We start from the raw sequence: 18,353 nt of genomic DNA, 5'->3' as shown, positions 1-18,353 counted from the left end.
TCGGATGCCGCACACGCTCGGCGGTGTACGGCGCCGACTGATGCTCCTCTTGGTTCTCGCGGGGTTCGGGCAGGCGGTCTGCGTGGTCGGCTTCGCCCTCCTGGTGCATGGCGCGGCCTACCGCATCACGCACGGCGGGGAGATCGCGTCCGGCCACGACCGCAGCGCCATCTACACCCACGTCGCCGGTTACCCGCCCGGCACACTCGCCGTCGGCCTCCTCACCTCGGCCTGCGCGACCGTACTTCTCAAGGCGGCAGGCGAACCGCTCGCGGAACGGCTGGCCCAGAGCTACGTACACAGCGTCAGAATGCGTCTTTTCGACCACGTCGCCGGAAGCGAGGCATGGGGCCCGGACCGGCGCACGGTCGGCGTCACCGTGCTCCGATTCACCGGCGACGCATCCGCCCTCCGGCTGTGGATCAGCAAGGGCGTGGCACCGCTGCTGGTGGACGGGGTGTTCGTGACGTGCGCGCTCGTCGCACTGGCCGTCATAGCGCCGAGGATCGGCGCGCTGTCGGCGGCGATGATCCTCCTCACCGCGGCCACCGTCGCGCTGTTCGGGCGGCGGTTGCGCGAACGCGTACGCGAGACCAGACGGCACAACGGCAGGCTCGCCGCCTTCGTCAACGAACGGGTCACGCACACGGCCGTCATACAGTCCCTCGGACGGATCGAGCAGGAGCGCCGGGTGATGCGGCGGCGCAGCCGTGAGTACGGTCGCGCCATGGTGCGCCAGGCCCGGCTCACCGGAGTGATGTCGGCGACGGCCGAGGTGTGCGGCATCGGGATCCTGCTGATCGTGGTCACCGCGGGTCTGGTGACGGGCACCAGCTGGGAGGTCCTCGCTTCGCTGCTGACGGTGGCGAACTTCCTCGGCGGGCCCCTGGCCTCGCTGGTCCGTGTGCAGGAGCACTGGCAGCAGTCGCGCGTCGCACGCCGTCGCATAGCCGAGGTCCTCGCGGCACCGGCGCCGCTGCGCCGACCCCGCCGGGCCGAGCCGCTCGCGGCAGGGCCCGGGCGCCTGGAACTCGTGGGACTGCGCGTGTACGGCGTCCTGGACGCGTCGGCCGTCGCATGGCCCGGGCAGCGGATCGTACTGCAGGGCCCTCCGGGCGCGGGAAAGTCGCTGTTGCTCCGCCTCATCGCGCGGCTGCAGGAGCCGGACGCCGGCGCCGTGCTCCTCGACGGCCAGGACCTCGCCCGGCACGACCCAGAATCCGTACGGCGGATGATCAGGCTGACCAGCCCCGAACTGCCGTTGCTGCGCGGCAGCGTGGGCAAGAACCTGCGGCACGGCCAACCACCCGACGCGGTCACGGAGCCGGACGAGGAACACATCGAGGCCCTCGCCGAGCTGCTTCCCGACGGCCTGCGCACCCGCGTGGGTGAAGGCGGACACGGCCTCTCCACGACCGCCCGCTACCAGGTGGCGATGGTACGGGCACTGCGCAGCGGCCCCCGGGTCCTGCTCCTGGACGAGGCCAGGCCGGAAAAGGCCCTCGGTTCCGATCTGCTGGAACGTCTGCTCGACCGATACCCGGGCACCGTCATCTACGTCACCGACGAACCCAAGCTCGCCGCACGCGCGGATGCCCTGTGGCGAATCGACGACGGCAGGCTCACGGTCCATGAGCCGGTACGGCGGGAGTGAGGCTGTATCCGCGACATGGCCGCACCGATGATTTCTTGTGAGCTGCGGGGTCATCAGGTCATGACTGATGTGAACAAGCCGCCGGTCGTCTCTCGCCAGGAGTGGCTGGCCGCGATCGACGCCCTCCGCGTCCGGGAGAAGGCGCACACCCGCGAGGGCTGCACGTGAATCGCCGCAGGCCACGACGACGACCTCCACAGCGGACAGCCGTGGCCAACACCGTGCGGTCCGGCGGGGCCAAGCGGCCGCGCCGGGAACAGCCGGGCCGGCCGGCAGGTTGCCTCGACCGAAGGACCCGGAGACCACAAGGTCGTCGGCGCAAGACGACGTATTTCTGCAGGAGGACCGTTTCATGTCTGACCGACCCTTGACGCTCATGGCAGTACACGCCCACCCCGACGACGAGGCCACCGGAACCGGAGGGGTCCTCGCGCGGTACGCGGCGGAAGGCATACGCACGGTTCTCGTGACGTGTACCGACGGCGGTTGCGGTGACGGACCGGGGGGCGTCAAGCCGGGCGATCCCGGTCATGATCCGGCGTCGGTCGCCTCGATGCGCCGTCAGGAACTCAAGGCGAGCTGTGACGTCCTGAAGGTCAGCGATCTGGAGATGTTGGACTATGCCGACTCCGGGATGATGGGCTGGCCGAGCAACGACGCCGCCGGTGCCTTCTGGCAGACCCCCGTCGAGGAAGGCGCCGCCCGACTTGCGGAACTCATGCGGCACTACCGACCTGATGTGGTCGTCACCTACGACGAGAACGGTTTCTACGGCCACCCCGACCACATCCAGGCCCATCGCATCACGATGGCGGCGCTGGAGATGACCGCGCTGACACCGAAGGTGTACTGGACGACGATGCCCCGCTCGATGATGCAGCGGTTCGGGGAGACGATGCGCGAGTTTCAGGAGGACATGCCGGAGCCGGATCCTGCCGAGGCCGCCGCGCTGGCCGAGATCGGCCTCCCCGACGATGAGATCACCACGTGGGTGGACACCACCGCGTTCAGCGGCCAGAAGTTCGACGCGCTGGCCGCGCACGCCAGCCAGGGCGAGAACATCTTCTTCCTCAAGATGGGCAAGGAGAGGTTCGGCGAGTTGATGGGCATGGAGACCTTCGTACGCGTCAAGGACGCCACCGGCGCGGCCACACCCGAGAACGACCTCTTCGCCGGACTCCGCTGATCCGCGACTCCGGCGGTCTGCTCCGATCAGGACAGACCGCCGGGGGAGGCTTCAGGCAGGCCTGATCAGTTGTCGTGGTGCCCGTTGTCGTGGTATCCGCTGTCGTGGTATCCGCTGTCGTGGTATCCGCTGTCGTGGAAGCCATGCGGGACGCCACCGTCAGACACACCACCCTGTGAAACCGCAGGGGTCCTGTGCGAGTCCCAGGGCATGGGAGCGGCCAAGGCACCCGGGCCGAGGACGCTGCAGGCTGCTGTGACCAGGAATACGGTGGCAACTGAACGCTTACGCAAACGCATCTGCGCTCCTTCGTGGACTGGATGAATGACAAGCTTGTCCCTACGGTGTGGCGTGCACCTGGGCAGGAACCTTGCGTAAACCTTGCTCCACTGGTCAGCGCGGGTTGGGTCCCTTCTAACCCATCAGCTTGCGGATCTCAGTGATGAGTCCGACGAGGGCCTCACGCTCGGGGACAGTCGTTTCCGGGTGCCACAGGTCCACGAGGAGACAGGTGCGCGGCCGGGTGCCGTTGTTCCACGCCTCATGCACGAAGGAGTAGTCGAACAGCAGGCACTCGCCCTCCTGCCAGCGCCGGGTCTCGCCGGCGACCGTAATGCCACACCCCTCGGGAATGTCGACCGCGAGGTGCAGATTGATGCTGAAGTTCCACAGGTCGCAGTGCGGGGCGATCGAGGCACCGGGAAGCAGCGTCGAGAAGTGGCTCTCGAGGAGGGGACAGAGCTTGCCCTGCTCGATGACCTCGCGGGTGAGGACGGTGTACGCGGTGGGCACCAGGGCGGCCGAGGACTCGACCGGCCCGCCGTCGCGGAAGAGGTACAGCGCCTGCCAGTTCTCCTGGCGGCTCAGATAGTGCTCGTAGTCGGAGAAGGCACTCTGGCGATCGGACCACGCGTCCGCGAGCTCCCGCTTGATGGCGCCGTGTCCGGCCTCGAAGGCGCGGACAACGGGTTCGATCTCGGGGTGCTCATAGGGATCGTGCCAAGGCGTCTGGGAGATCCCGGGCATGATCCATTTGGCGTCCTTCTGCAGCGGATGGCGCTCCTGCCGCTTGGCGTACACCATCTCCTCGACTCGTGTGATGGCGCCGGCTCCGTGCCGGTCCTTCACGTCCTGGAAGATCTGATCTATTTCGGGTGTCATGTCTCCCTCTTTCTGGCCACGGCTACGACTCCTACCTACCGTCCGCCCGCCCGAGCGATGCCCTGCCATATTTCGGCCAGCGAGTCCGGGCGAGCCATTTCCGCATGGCTGCAGGCGATGCGCGCGACATCGAGTCGGCCTGATATATGTGCGTTCCACACCGTCGCAGCGCACACGTCAGTGGGCCTTCCGTGGCCCGCCTCGTAGAATTGGACATCCCCATCGAATTCTCCGGGAATGTGCTCCGTCATGATCCGGTGATTGTTCCTGTATATCGCAGCGATCTCTGCGAGATGCCGCTCGGCGAGTTCGGTGAACAGGCTCCGGTCCCGGCGCAGTGCCGCCACGATCTCTGTCATCGCGAGTGGCTCCTCGCCGTTCTCGGCCCGCACTCCAAAGAATTCGGCAAGTCCCGCCGCTACTTCCTCCTCGGTGATCGGGAGCGGCGTCGCGGTCTCGTGCGCAGGGTAGGAGTCCAGCAATGCGAGGGTCTCCACCTGCTCGCCTTGTGCCCGTAGCTGGACGGCCATCTCATGGGCGACGACACCTCCGAAGGACCAGCCCATCAGGTGGTACGGACCCGATTCCTGTACGGCACGGATCTGGCGGACGTAGTCGGCTGCCATCTCCCGTATCGAATCCGGGAGCGCGTCCTTTCCGTCCAGACCTCGCGCCTGGAGGGCATAAACGGATTGTTCGGGGGAGGCAATTCCAGCCAATGGCGCATAGCACCAGCCGATACCGCTCACGGGGTGGACGCAGAAGATTGCCGAGCTGCCTCCGCGGTCCTTGATGGGCAGGAGCACGTCGAACGCCTCCCCGACCGAAGATCGGCCCAGCTGTTCAGCAAGAGTGGCAACGGTGGGCGCGGCGAAGAGAGCTCGAATGGCGAGCTCGTCGCCAAGGACATCCCGGATGCGGCTGATCAGCTGAACTGCCAGCAGGGAGTGGCCGCCCAACTCGAAGAAGTTGTCGTCGATGCCGACCGCGGGCACGCCCAGGATCTCCGCGAACAGGCCGCACAGGATCTCCTCCCGTGGGTTCCGCGGACCGCGCCCGGCGGCGTCCGCTTCGTACACGGGCGCCGGCAGAGCCCGCCGGTTCAGCTTGCCGTTGGCGGTCAGCGGGAGCCGGTCGAGGACCATGAACGCGGTGGGGACCATGTACTCCGGCAGCAGGCCGGCCGCGTGGGTGCGCAGGGCCTCGGTGTCCAGGGTGTCGCTGTGGCCCGGCTCGGCGACCACGTAGGCCACCAGGCGTTTGTCGCCGGGCTGGTCCTCGCGGGCGATGACCGCGACCTGGGACAGCCCTGGGAAGCGGCCCAAAACGGCTTCGATCTCGCCCAGTTCGATGCGGAAGCCGCGGATCTTGACCTGGTCGTCGGCCCGGCCGACGAACTCCAACAGGCCTTCGTCGGACCAGCGGGCCAGGTCGCCGGTGCGGTACATGCGGCTGCCGGCCGGTCCGAAGGGATCGGCCACGAACCGCTCCGCCGTCAGATCCGGACGCCCGAAATAGCCCCGGGCCAACCCCGCACCCGCCAGATACAGCTCCCCCGCGACCCCCGCCGGAACCGGCTGCAGATTGCCGTCCAGGATGTAGGTCTGCGTGTTGTGCAGCGGGCGGCCGATCGACGGCGCTCCCGTGATGGGGGCGTCCGTGGACCAAACAGTGGCGTAGACCGTTGCCTCGGTCGGGCCGTAAATGTTGTAGACGCGGCTGGCTCGGAGTTCGTCCTTGACCTCGGCGGCGGCCTGGGCAGTCAGGGCCTCGCCGCAGAACACCACGGTTTCCGCCGTGGTGCGCACGTCGCCCTGGGACACGATCCGGGCAAGCGCGGACGGAACTCCGCTCACCAGGACCGACGAACGGTTGTCGGCGTTCCGGTCGTCGAGGGCCAGCAGATCACGAAGCACCTCGATGCGACCGCCGGTCAGCAACGGGCCGAACATCTCGAACACGGAGACGTCGAAGTTGAGAGACGTGGTGAACAGGACGTGGGCCAGGCGCCGTTCACCGAACTCGTCACGGGCCCAGGCGACCAGGTTGGCCACGTTGAGATGGGTGACGACGACGCCCTTGGGGCGGCCGGTCGAGCCCGAGGTGTAGATGATGTACGCCGGGTGCAGCGGTTGCAGGACGCTGATCCGGTCACGGTCGGTCGGATCGGTGGCAGGCCGGCTCTCCAGGGCGGCGACAACCTCGGGAGAGTCCAGGACCAGACGCGGACTCCGGGAGCCGTCCGGGAGCATCCCCTCGGTCTCCTCGACGGTGAGGACGAGCGCTGGATCGGCGTCCTGCAGCAGGTAGGCGATCCGGTCCGCCGGGTACGTGGGGTCGACGGGCATATAGGCAGCTCCCGCCTTGAGTACGGCGAGCAGCGCCACCATGGTCTGCGCGGTACGCGGCAGAGCGAGAGCGACGAACTGTTCGGGGCCGACCCCGTGCGCGATCAGGTGGTGGGCCAGGCGGTTGGCCCGCTCGTTCAGCTCGCCGTAGCTCAGATCGGTGTCCGAGGCCTGGACTGCCGGGCGCTCTGGTGTCAGGGCAACCTGCGACTGGAAGAGCGTGGGAAGCGTCGCGTCGGTCAGCTCGACCTTGGTGTCGTTCCACTCCCCCAGGACCTGCCGTTGCTCCTGCGTGGAAAGGATCTCGATCCGGCCGAGCGGACGGTCCGGGTCCGCGACCACCGCTTCCAGCACTCGCACCATCCGGGTCACGAGAGTTTCGACGTTCTCCTGGTCGAACAGGTCCGTGCTGTAGTGCAGCAGGCCGCCGATTCCGGCCGGACGGCTGTCGATCCCGTGCTGCTCGGTGAAGTTGAAGCCCAGGTCGAACCTGCTGAACTCGAACGGGACCGACTCCTGAGCCACTGTCAGGCCGGGCAGGTTCAGCGCACTGCCGCCGGTGGCGTCCACGCCGAAAATGACCTGGAACAGGGGGTGGCGGGCCAGCGACCGCTGGGGGTTGATCGCCTCCACCAGTCGTTCGAACGGTACGTCCTGGTGGGAGTAGGCGGCCAGGTCGGTCTCCCGGGTCCGGGCAAGCAGGTCCCGGAACGTCGGGTTTCCCGAGGTGTCGTTGCGCAGGACCAGCGTGTTGACGAAGAAGCCGACGAGGTCGTCGAGTGCTTCGTCGGTGCGTCCCGCGACCGGGGTTCCGAGCGGGATGTCCGTGCCCGCGCCCAATCGGCTCAGCAGGGTGGCGAGAGCGGCCTGGAGCACCATGAACAGCGTGGTGTTCGTCTCCTGGGCCAGGCCGAGCAGCGCACGGTGCAGTTCGGCGTCGATCCTGATCCGGACGGTGTCACCGCGGTAGCTGGCCACCTTCGGCCGAGGGCGGTCGAAGGGCAGCTCAAGCTGGTCGGGAATCCCGTCCAAGGCGCTTGTCCAGAAGTCCAGTTGCCTGCTCACCAGGGAGTTGGGGTCTTCCTCCGCGCCGAGGAGTTCGTGCAGCCACAGGGTGTAGTCGGCGTACTGCACCGGGAGCGCGGACCACGCCGGTGCCTGGCCCTGGAGCCGGGCGCGGAACGCGGTCTCCACGTCACGTCCGAGCGGCCCCATCGAGGCGCCGTCGCTCGCGATGTGATGCACGAGCAGCAGCAGGACGTGCTCCTCGGGGCCGACGGTGAACAGCGTCGTCCGGAGCGGGAGCTCGGCGGCCAAGTCGAATGCGTACTGTCCCGCTGCGCGCAGCTCTGTCTGCAACTCCCTTGCAGAGCAGGTCACTTGGTGCAGCTTCAGGTCGACGGCGCCCGTCCCCAGCACTACTTGGGCCGAGTTTCCGTCGATCTCCTGAAAGACCGTGCGCAGGCTCTCGTGCCGTACCACCACATCGTTCAGTGCCTGTTCGAGGACGTCCGCGTCCAGGTCCCCGCTGATCCGGAACGCCACCGGGACGTTGTACGTGGCATTCGCACCCTCCAGCTTGTTCAGGAACCACAGCCGGTTCTGCGCCGGCGACAGCGGAATCCGGGCCGGCCGTTCCCTCGCGGTCAACGTGGTCCTGGCTGAACCCGCCTCCGTGATCTGGGCGGTGAGGGTGGCGATGGTGGGGGTTTCGAAGAGGGTACGTACTGGGAGTTCGACGTTCAGGGTGGTTCGTATGCGGCTGACGAGGCGGGTGGCGAGGAGGGAGTGGCCGCCGAGTTCGAAGAAGTTGTCGTCGATGCCGACCGTCGGGACTCCGAGAACCTCGGCGAACAGGCCGCACAGGATCTCCTCGCGCGGGGTCCGGGGACCGCGTCCCGCTCCGGTCGCCGGCAGGTCGGGGGCGGGCAGGGCCCGCCGGTCGATCTTGTTGTTGTTGGTCAGCGGGAGTTGGTCGAGGACCATGAACGCGGTGGGGACCATGTATTCCGGCAGCAGGCCGGCCGCGTGGGTGCGCAGGGCTTCGGTGTCCAGGGTGTCGCTGTGGCCCGGCTCGGCGACCGCGTAGCCGACGAGGCGTTTGTCGCCGGGCTGGTCCTCGCGGGCGATGACCGCGACCTGGGACAGCCCTGGGAAGCGGCCCAATACGGCTTCGATCTCGCCCAGTTCTATGCGGAAGCCGCGGATCTTGACCTGGTCGTCGGCCCGGCCGACGAACTCCAGCAGGCCTTCACTGGACCAGCGGGCCAGGTCGCCGGTGCGGTACATGCGGCTGCCGGCCGGTCCGAAGGGATCGGCCACGAACCGCTCCGCCGTCAGATCCGGACGCCCGAAATAGCCCCGGGCCAGCCCCGCACCCGCCAGATACAGTTCCCCGGCCACTCCTGCCGGGACCAGCGAGAGCGCGTCGTCCAGGATGTAGGCGCGCATGCCGTCCAGCGGACGCCCGACCGGTATCGGCGCGGGCACCACATCGGCCGCGGTCCAGGGAGCCTGGGACGCGAACAGGGTGGTCTCAGTCGGACCGTAGGCGCCGCGCACCACCGTATCCGGGCAATGCTCCAGCACCCGCCGCACCGCGGTCGGGGAGATCACATCACCACCCGTGATCACCTCCCGCACGTTCGCGAAGCAGCCTGGGTTCTCCTCGGCCATCACCCGGAACAGACCGGCCGTGATGTCCAGGCCGGTGATCTCCTCCTCGACGATCAGCCGGGCCAGCTCGGCGACTCCCAGTTCGCCTTCCGGTGTGATGACGGTGCGTCCGCCGTGCAGCAGCGGCACCCAGAAGGCATAGGTCGAGGGATCGAAGGCGTACGAGGCCAGCAGCAGCACCCGCTCGTGCGCGCCCGGCCCGAACATGCCGTCCACGACCAGGTCGAGGATGTCGCGGTGGGTGACCGCCACCCCCTTGGGCGTGCCGGTGGAGCCCGACGTGTACATCACGTACGCCAACTGCTCCGGATGGCAGTCCACTCCCGGGTCACCGACCGGCAGCCCGGCCAGCTCCTCGTCGTCGTCCACCACCACCAGGGCAGCACCACCGGGCAGGCCACGCTCGCGCATCGCCCGGTCGGCCAGCAGCACCGGCGCGGACGTCTCGTCCACGATCCACTGCATCCGCTCCAACGGATACCCACTGTGCAAGGGGAGGTAGAACGCCCCCGCCTTCAACACCGCCAGGAGGGCCACCACCAGATCCACCGAGCGTTCCATCAGCACCGCGACCGGCGCCTCCGGACCCACCCCCACACCCACCAGCCGATGCGCCAGCTGATTCGCCCGCTCATCCAACTCGCGGTAGGTCAACTCCCGCCCACCACACCGCACCGCCACCGCGTCCGGAGAGCGCAGCACCTGAGCCGCAAAAGCCGCCTGCACCGAACCAGCCCTAAGCCCCTCACCAGGCTCCGCCCCGGCCCACAACTCCAACAACCGCACACGCTCGTGCGTATCGATCACGTCGATTTGACTGATCGTCTGTGCCGGATCAGCGACAACAGATTCCAGGACACGTACGAGGCGGGTGAACAGACGCTCTACGGTCTCTCGGTCAAATAGATCTGCCGCGTACGTGACATACGCACGCACAGGCCCAGGAAGACCTTGATCGGTGTACTTCATGAGGAAGTTCAGCGACAGGTCGAATTTCGCCGTCTGCTGTTCCCCCACGATCTCCTGGACTGTCAGGCCGGGCAGATCCAGGGCATTACCATCGCCGGTCTGAAGATTGAGCAAGACCTGGAACAGCGGGTGACGGGCCAGTGAGCGCTGGGGGTTGACCGCCTCGACCAGCCGGTCGAACGGCACGTCCTGGTGGGTGTACGCGGCCAGGTCGGTCTCCCGGACCTGCTCCAGCAGTTCCAGAAACGTCGGATTCCCCGATGTGTCTGTCCGCAGGACCAGGGTGTTGACGAAGAAGCCGACGAGGTCGTCCAGTGCTTCGTCGCCACGTCCCGCGACCGGGGTTCCGATCGGGATGTCCGTCCCCGCACCCAACTTCGTCAGCGCCACCGCCAGTGCCGCCTGTGCCACCATGAACGTGGTGGCGCCCGTCGAATGTGCCAGATCAGCCATTCCGCGGTGCACTTCTGCGTCCAGCTCGAAGAAGACCGAGTCGCCGCGATAGCTGGCCACCTTCGGCCGGGAGCGGTCGAAGGGCAGCTCAAGCTGGTCCGGGATTCCTTCCAATGCCTTTGTCCAGAAGGCCAGCTGTTCACTCACCAGGGAGCTGGGGTCTTCTTCCGTACCGAGGAGCTCACGCTGCCACAACGTGTAGTCCGCGTACTGCACCGGCAACGCCGGCCACGACGGTTCCAGTCCCTGGAGCCGGGCCCGGAATGCGATCTCCAGATCACGCCCCAGCGGCCCCATCGAGGCACCATCACTTGCGATGTGATGCATGAGCAGCAGCAATACCTGCTCATCGGGATCGACGCTGAACAACGTTGCCCGCAGCGGAAATTCGGCCGACAAGTCGAACACATACTGACCGGCCTCCCGCAGCACCGCGTCCAACTCGTCGGCACCACAGCTGACCCGATGCAGCTTCACGCCGGCGGCATCCTCGTCCAGGACCAGCTGGACCGGGCTCCCGTCCACCTCCTGGAACACCGTCCGCAGGCTTTCGTGCCGTGCCACCACATCGCCCAGAGCCTGCTCGAGCACATCGGCGTTCAGCTCTCCGACGACCCGGAACGCCACCGGAACGTTGTAGGTGGTACTCGTCTCTTCGAGCTTGTCGAGGAACCACAGCCGGTTCTGCGCCGGTGACAGCGGGATCCGCTCCGGGCGTGCCATCGCGGTCAACGCGGGCCTGGCCACCCCTGCTTCCGCGACCCGGTCGGCGAGGGTGGCGACCGTGGGGGCCTCGAACACGTCCCGCACCGCCAGCTCGACCCCCAGGACCGAACGGGTGCGGCCGGCCAGGCGGGTGGCGAGGAAGGAGTGGCCGCCGAGTTCGAAGAAGTTGTCGTCGACACCGACCGTCGGTACGCCCAGGATGTCGGCGAACAGCCCGCACAGGATCTCCTCCTGCGCAGTCCGCGGACCTCGCCCGCCCGCCACCGTGACCTCATACACCGGCGCCGGCAAAGCCCGCCGATCCAACTTGCCGTTCGTGGTCAGCGGCAAACGGTCCAGCACCACGAACGCCGAAGGAACCATGAACTCCGGCAACAATCCACCCACATGAGCGCGCAAGTCGTCCGCGTGCACCCCCTCGCTCCCGGCTTCAGCGACCACATAGGCCACCAGACGCTTGTCACCCGGCCGCTCTTCCCGCACCACGACCGCAACCTCCGCCAGGCCCGGGAAACGACCCAGCACCGACTCGATCCCGCCCAGCTCAACCCGCAGTCCGCGGATCTTCACCTGGTCATCGACCCGGCCGACAAACTCCAACTGGCCATCCGCCCGCCACCGCACCACATCGCCACTGCGGTACACCCGTGCCTGAGGATCGTCCGAGAACGGGTGCTTGACGAACCGCTCCTCGGTGAGCTCCGGGAGATTCCAGTAGCCCCGGGCCAGTCCGGGGCCGCCGACCCACAGTTCGCCAGGAACGCCCGGGGGCACCAGAACACCGTTTTCGTCCATGACAAACACCTCGGTGTTTGCCACCGGCCGGCCGATGGGGATCTGCCCGTTCCGGCGGGTGTTCCGGTCCACCCTGTAGCACGTGGTGAAGACCGTCGCCTCGCTGGGCCCGTATCCATGGATGAGCCGCTCGGGTGCCCATGGCCCGTCCACCAGCGCGTCCACCACCGGCCGGTCGATCGCTTCGCCGCCGTAGAAGACGGACGTGACTCCGGCGAGCAGGTCGGGGCAGTCCTGCAAGTGCTGGCGCAGGAGAGGGGCCGTCAGCCACATCATGGTCACCTTGTAGCGACGTAGAGCGGCCTTGAGGGTGGCAGCGTCGAGGAGAACCTCCTTGTCCATGACCGCCATGGCTGCTCCGGACGTCAGCGCGGGCCAGCATTCGAAGGTGAAGGCGTCCCAGGAGAAGTTGGAGGGCTGGGCCACGACGTCCCCGGGCCCGAGGCCGGCGAACAGGTCGCTGTCGACGATCCGGCAGAGCGAGCGGTGTTCGATCATGACGCCCTTGGGGGTGCCGGTGGAGCCGGACGTGAAGATCACGTGGGCCAGGCTCTCGGGGCCGACCGGCACATCGGGGTCCGTGTCCGGCCGGGTGGCGATCTCGTGCCAATCCCGGTCTATCAGCAGTCGCTCGGCGGATGTGTCCCCCAGTCGATCCTGGAGGCGGGCATGCGCGATGACCAGCGGAGCATTGACGTCCGCTACCATGAACTCCAGTTGATGTACCGGGTATTCATGATTGAGCGGCACATAGACAGCGCCTGCCTTCAGTACGCCCAGGACGGCGACGACCGCGTCGAGGCCTCGTTCGACACAGATCGGAACCAATTGCTCCGGGCGCACCCCCCGGGCGATCAGGTGGTGGGCGAGCTGGTTCGCCCGTGCGTTGAGCTCGCGGTAGGTCAGCTCTTCCGCGCCACAGAGCACCGCCGGCGCGTCCGGCATCCGGGCCGCCTGTGCCTGGACCATCTGGTGCAGGGTGGTGTTGTCGGCGTAGGGCACCGCCGTGTCGTTGCACTCGATGACGAGTTGTCGACGCTCCTCCGGGGAGAGGAGGTCGATGCGGCTCAGAGAGAGGTCCGGGTCTACCGCGACCGCGGCGAGCAGCCTCTTGAGACAAGCTGCGATCCGTTGTGCGGTATCCGCGGTGAACAGATCGAGGGCATACCCCAACCGTCCGCTGATCCCGTCGGGGACGCCATCCCCCGAGTGCTGCTCGAAGAGTTCAAGGGTGAGATCGAACTTGGCGACCTCAGTGTCCCCCAGACTCACGTCCGCGGTCAGGTCTGGAAGGTCCAACCAGACGGACGTGTTGTTCTGCATGGCCAGCAGTACCTGGAAGAGGGGGTGCTGGGCAGTGGAGCGCGTCGGGTTGAGTTCGTTCACCAAGAGCTCGAAGGGGACATCCTGGTGAGCGAAGGCTTCCAGGGACACCTCCCGCACCCGCGCCAGCAATTGCTGGAAGGAGGGATCGCCGGTGGTATCGGTCCGGATCACCAAGGTGTTCACGAAGAAGCCGACCAGGTCGCCCATCGCCTCATCAGTCCGGTTGGCAATGGGGGTGCCTACCGGAATGTCGTTCCCCGCGCCCAGCCGGGAGAGCAGTGCGGCGAAGGCAGCCTGCACCACCATGAACAGACTGGCCTGGTGGGTACGGCCCAGGCTGATCAGGCGTTGGTGCAGCTCTGCGTCCAGCTCGAAGAAGACTGTGTCGCCCCGATGGCTGGCCACGTTCGGCCGGGGGTGGTCGAAGGGCAGCTCGAGTTGGTCCGGGATTCCTTTCAGAGCCTGTGTCCAGAAGGCCAGCTGTTCACTCACCAGGGAGTTGGGGTCTTCTTTCGTACCGAGGAGCTCACGCTGCCACAACGTGTAGTCCGCGTACTGCACCGGCAACGCCGACCACGAGGGCTGCGCCCCTGCGCACCGTGCCGCATAGGCAAGGCTGATATCGCGGGTCAGCGGAGCCAGCGACCATCCGTCGGATGCGATGTGATGCGTCAGCAGGAACAAGACATGTTCGGTCTCCGACAGGGCGAACAGACGGAACCGGACCGGCGGATTCACCGCCAGATCGAAACGTTCCCCAGCAAGAGCCGAGATCTCCGTGGGCAAGGCAGCCTCGTCGGTCTGGACCACCTCGAAGTCCTGCATCGCCCGAATCGCCGGCAGGATCTGCTGGAACGGCACGCCCTGAGCGTCCTCGGGAAAGACGGTACGCAGGCTCTCATGCCGGTCCACCACGTCCTCGAGTGCGGCTCGCAGCGCGGCCCGGTCCAGTGGCCCCGACAGACGCACGGCGAGGGGGAGGTTGTAGGTGGCCCTCGTCTCTTCGAGCTTGTCGAGGAACCACAGCCGGTTCTGCGCCGGTGACAGCGGGATCCGCTCCGGGCGTGCCATCACGGTCAACGCCGGCCTGGCCGCTCCTGCCTCCATGACCCGGTCGGCGAGGGTGGCGACCGTGGGGGCCTCGAACAAGGCCCCCACTGCCAGCTCGGCCCCCAGGGCCGAACGGATGCGGCTGGCCAGGCGGGTGGCGAGGAGGGAGTGGCCGCCGAGTTCGAAGAAGTTGTCGTCGACACCGACCGCCGGTACGCCCAGGATGTCGGCGAACAGCCCGCACAGGATCTCCTCCTGCGCCGTCCGCGGACCCCGCCCGGCTCCGGTGGTCGCCGGCAGGTCGGGGGCGGGCAGGGCCCGCCGGTCCAGCTTGCCGTTGGTGGTCAGCGGGAGCTTGTCGAGGACCACGAACGCGGAGGGCACCATGTATTCCGGCAGCAGACCGGCCACGTGTGCGCGCAGGGTCTCGACATCCACCCCGTCGCTGTGGCCCGGCTCGGCGACCACGTAGCCCACCAGACGTTTGTCGCCCGGCTGGTCTTCCCGCGCCACGACCGTCACTTGCGACAGCCCCGGGAACCGGCCCAATACGGCTTCGATCTCGCCCAGTTCGATCCGGAACCCGCGGATCTTGACCTGGTCGTCGGCCCGGCCTATGAACTCCAGCACGCCCTCGTCGGACCAGCGGGCCAGGTCGCCGGTGCGGTACATCCGGCTGCCGTCCGGGCCGAAGGGATCGGCCACGAACCGCTCCGCCGTCAGATCCGGACGCCCGAAGTACCCCCGGGCCAGCCCCGCACCCGCGAGATACAGTTCGCCGGCCGCTCCTGCCGGGACCAGCGCCAGGGTCTCATCGAGAACGTAGGCGCGCATGCCGTCCAGCGGACGTCCGATCGGCAGCGGCGCCGGCAACTCGCTCCCGTCCGTCCACGGATGCTGCGTTGCATACAACGTGGTCTCGGTGGGACCGTACGCGCTGCGCACGACGATATCCGGGCAGTGCTCCAGCACTCGCCGCACCGCGGTCGGGGAAACCACGTCACCACCCGTGATCACCTCACGCGCACCCGCGAAGCAGCCCGGATCCTCCTCCGCCATCACCTGGAACAAACCTGCGGAGACGTCCAGGGCGGTGATCGCCTCCTCAGCGATCAGCCGGGCCAGCGCCGCCACACTGAGATCGCCTTCCGGCGTGATGACCGTCCGCCCACCGTGCAGCAGCGGCACCCACAAGCCATAGATCGAGGGATCGAACGCATACGGAATGACCATCAGGACCCGCTCATGCGCACCCGGCTTGAACATGCTGTCCACGACCAGGTCGAGGATGTCGCGGTGGGTGACCGCCACCCCCTTGGGACGCCCGGTCGAGCCCGACGTGTACATCACGTACGCGAGTTGCTCGGGATGGCAGTCCACTCCCGGGTCACCGACCGGCAGACCAGCCAGCTCCTCATCCTCATCCACCAGCACCACCACGCCGGCAGCAGGCAGGCCACGCTCACGCATCGCCCGGTCGGCCAGCAGCACCGGCGCGGACGTCTCGTCCACGATCCACTGCATCCGCTCCAACGGATACCCACTGTGCAAGGGGAGGTAGAACGCCCCCGCCTTCAACACCCCCAGGAGGGCCACCACCAGATCCACCGAACGCTCCATCAGCACCGCGACCGGCGCCTCCGGACCCACCCCCACACCCACCAGCCGATGCGCCAGCTGATTCGACCGCTCATCCAACTCCCGATACGACAACTCCCGCCCACCACACCGCACCGCCACCCCATCCGGGGACCGCAGCACCTGAGCCGCAAAAGCCGCCTGCACCGATTCGCCGACCAACGCCGCGCGCGACTCAAATGACCGATCGTCGGCAAAATCAACAGAATCTGCAGCACGCATTGCCAATCACTCTCTTTCGGTATTGAGATCGCACGAATTCGCAGCTACTCGGCGTGGGAGAACAGGTGTGACTACTCCGCCGGTCGACCCGGTGTGGCGGCGCCGATCCGCCGGTCGCGGAATCGCTGGAGAACCTCCACCGCGGGAACCCTGGAGCCGGGCGTGCGGAGACTCGATTCGCGATCGCCGCCGAACCTCGAGCAGACCGATATGTGTGCGTCGTAGGCGGTCGACATCGCATCGAGCAGCAGCCTGTAGGACTTGTCAACGGCTGGAGCGGGCGACGCGACCAACGGCTTGACCCGATGGAGCAACTTGAGCAGTATCCGGTGATCGCGCAACTGGAGACCGCTGAACTTGGCATTGATATGCGGTGGCATCATCGCAGGACGTACCGCATCCGTGTAATGCGTGCGCGTGAAGTCGCCGGCGTAACGCAGCGATGCGCCGGACCCGATCATCAGTACCGTGGCGTCCTCAAGCAGTCGGCAGGCGCCATCGATATCATCCGGATCGTCCTTGAGGCATTCCTCAAGACAGCCGACCGATACGATCAGCGCCTGAATGAGCGAGAAGAATACTTGGTGACCGAGACGCCAGCGACTCAGGGTATCGCCTTTCGCATCGTCGGTTCTCATGTCCGTGCCCCGCGTGCGAGCGCGAGCTGCGTACTCGAACGGCGTGCCGGCCACTCCGATACGCCACAGCATATGGAAAGTGGTCCAAAATGCCTCACGCAGTTGAGCTCGTTCACCGCTGCTGAGGCTTACCCCGGCTGACAGGGCATCGTTGAGCTGGCTGCGGAGGGCTTCGAGCATTGTGTAGGTGAACGTCTCGACCGCGTTCCCGGTGACCCTGATCGCGCCGAAGAACAGGTCATGTTCCTCGTAGAGGTCCTCCGGCAGGGCTTGCCGCTCTGCATCGGTGTACTTGGTGGCAGCGGCTGGTGAGGTCAGACAGGCCAGGGCTGCGTCGATCGCGGCCAAGGCGCGTCGGTCGGAGTCCTGTGGCGTTATGTCGACGACGGTCCGCAAGGCGTCCGCAGTGCGCTGGTTCATCATGCCGGTGATGGCGCCTCTTGAGGCGGGAAGCTCCTCCGCCTTCAACAGGTGGAGGGGCGGGATATCCGCATAATGAGCCTGGATTTCAACATCAGCAGCACGCATTGCCAATCACTCTCTTTCGGTGTTGAGATCGCGCGAATTTCGGTCGGCCCAGCAGAATGAACGCGCACTGGCTCATCGGTGACCTCGCCGCCCGCGAACAGGGCGCGAGGTCACCGATGCCGTGGAAAGGGCCGAGAGCTACGCCGTGGGCGCGTCCTCCACGTCACGGTTCCACTCGGACTTCGAGGACTGCCAGCCTTCTTCGTCCGCCCCACGTCGCCAGTAGCCGGAAATGGACAGCTGATCGCGTGTCAGGCCGCGTTCCACTCTCAAGTGATGCCGAATCGCTTTCACGAAGTGCGCCTCACCATGGACAAAGGCATGCACCGTTCCGGTCGGGAAGTCCACGGTGGAGACGGCTTCTTGGAGCGAGTCGCCGAGCTGACGCGCCCCACGATGCAGCCAGATGATCTCGGCATCGGCCGGTGTCTGGATCTCCTGTTCCTCTTCCGGACCGGAGACCTCGATGAGTGCTTTGGCGACCGCTCCTGACGGCATTGCCTCCAAGGAAGCCCCGATCGCGGGCAAGGCGCTCTCGTCGCCGATGAGCAGATGCCAATCGGCCTCCACCCTGGGCGAGTAGCCGCCGCCGGGACCGATGAAGTAGATCTCTTCCCCGGGCTTGACCTTCGCGGCCCAGGGCCCGGCCAGACCGCTTTCACCGTGATAGACGAAGTCCACGGACAGTTCGACGGCATCCGGGTCCCACCGACGGACCGTGTACGTCCGGGTCTTGGGCCACTGGTCCCGAGGGAAGTCCCGGCGAATGGCCGAGATGTCGAACGGCTCGGGGTACCGCACATCCTCCAGAGGGAAGATCAACTTGACGTAGTGATCGGTGTACTCACCGCAGGTGAACCCTTGCAGGCCCTCACCGCCTAGCACGACCCTGGCCATGTGCGGGGTTACCCACTCGACGCGCAGCACCCGCCCTCGGTGCAGCCTCGACCTCTTGGGCGTCGGTTTGTCGGACATCAATGGCT

At 67.0% G+C, this 18,353-nt stretch carries 6 protein-coding genes; 2 read left to right on the top strand and 4 right to left on the bottom strand.

The genetic code is table 11. From position 1 onward, the window contains the following. Nucleotides 1–4 precede the first annotated feature (4 nt). Together ACTWQO_RS32495 and ACTWQO_RS32490 are read left to right on the top strand one after the other, a co-directional pair. Entirely contained in the window at nucleotides 5–1,654 is a 1,650-nt protein-coding gene (locus ACTWQO_RS32495; RefSeq protein WP_443240951.1) for an ATP-binding cassette domain-containing protein, read from the top strand. Nucleotides 1,655–2,006: 352 nt separating this feature from the next. Further along, nucleotides 2,007–2,840: a PIG-L family deacetylase gene (locus ACTWQO_RS32490; RefSeq protein WP_443240950.1), complete on the top strand. Its 834-nt coding sequence runs from the start codon at nucleotides 2,007–2,009 to the stop codon at nucleotides 2,838–2,840. 414 nt (nucleotides 2,841–3,254) lie between these two features. Here the strand turns inward: ACTWQO_RS32490 and ACTWQO_RS32485 are convergent, their stop codons facing one another. The 4 genes from ACTWQO_RS32485 to ACTWQO_RS32470 form a co-directional block, all read right to left on the bottom strand. Next, nucleotides 3,255–4,001: an aspartyl/asparaginyl beta-hydroxylase domain-containing protein gene (locus ACTWQO_RS32485; protein ID WP_443240949.1), complete on the bottom strand. Its 747-nt coding sequence runs from the start codon at nucleotides 3,999–4,001 to the stop codon at nucleotides 3,255–3,257. Between the two features lie 35 nt (nucleotides 4,002–4,036). After that, a complete protein-coding gene (locus ACTWQO_RS32480; protein ID WP_443240948.1) occupies nucleotides 4,037–16,204 on the bottom strand; it encodes an amino acid adenylation domain-containing protein in 12,168 nt (4,055 codons plus the stop codon). A gap of 71 nt (nucleotides 16,205–16,275) precedes the next feature. Next, nucleotides 16,276–17,370 carry a hypothetical protein gene (locus tag ACTWQO_RS32475; protein ID WP_443240947.1) on the bottom strand — a complete coding sequence of 365 codons (1,095 nt, stop codon included), beginning with the start codon at nucleotides 17,368–17,370 and terminating at the stop codon, nucleotides 16,276–16,278. Between the two features lie 138 nt (nucleotides 17,371–17,508). Further along, complete coding sequence (locus ACTWQO_RS32470) at nucleotides 17,509–18,345, bottom strand: siderophore-interacting protein (protein WP_443240946.1); 837 nt, start codon at nucleotides 18,343–18,345, stop codon at nucleotides 17,509–17,511. Nucleotides 18,346–18,353 lie beyond the last annotated feature (8 nt).

Source organism: Streptomyces sp. 4N124 (genome assembly GCF_052245395.1).
Taxonomy (GTDB): Bacteria; Actinomycetota; Actinomycetes; order Streptomycetales; family Streptomycetaceae; genus Streptomyces.
This window is presented reverse-complemented; position numbering and strand designations above follow the sequence as displayed.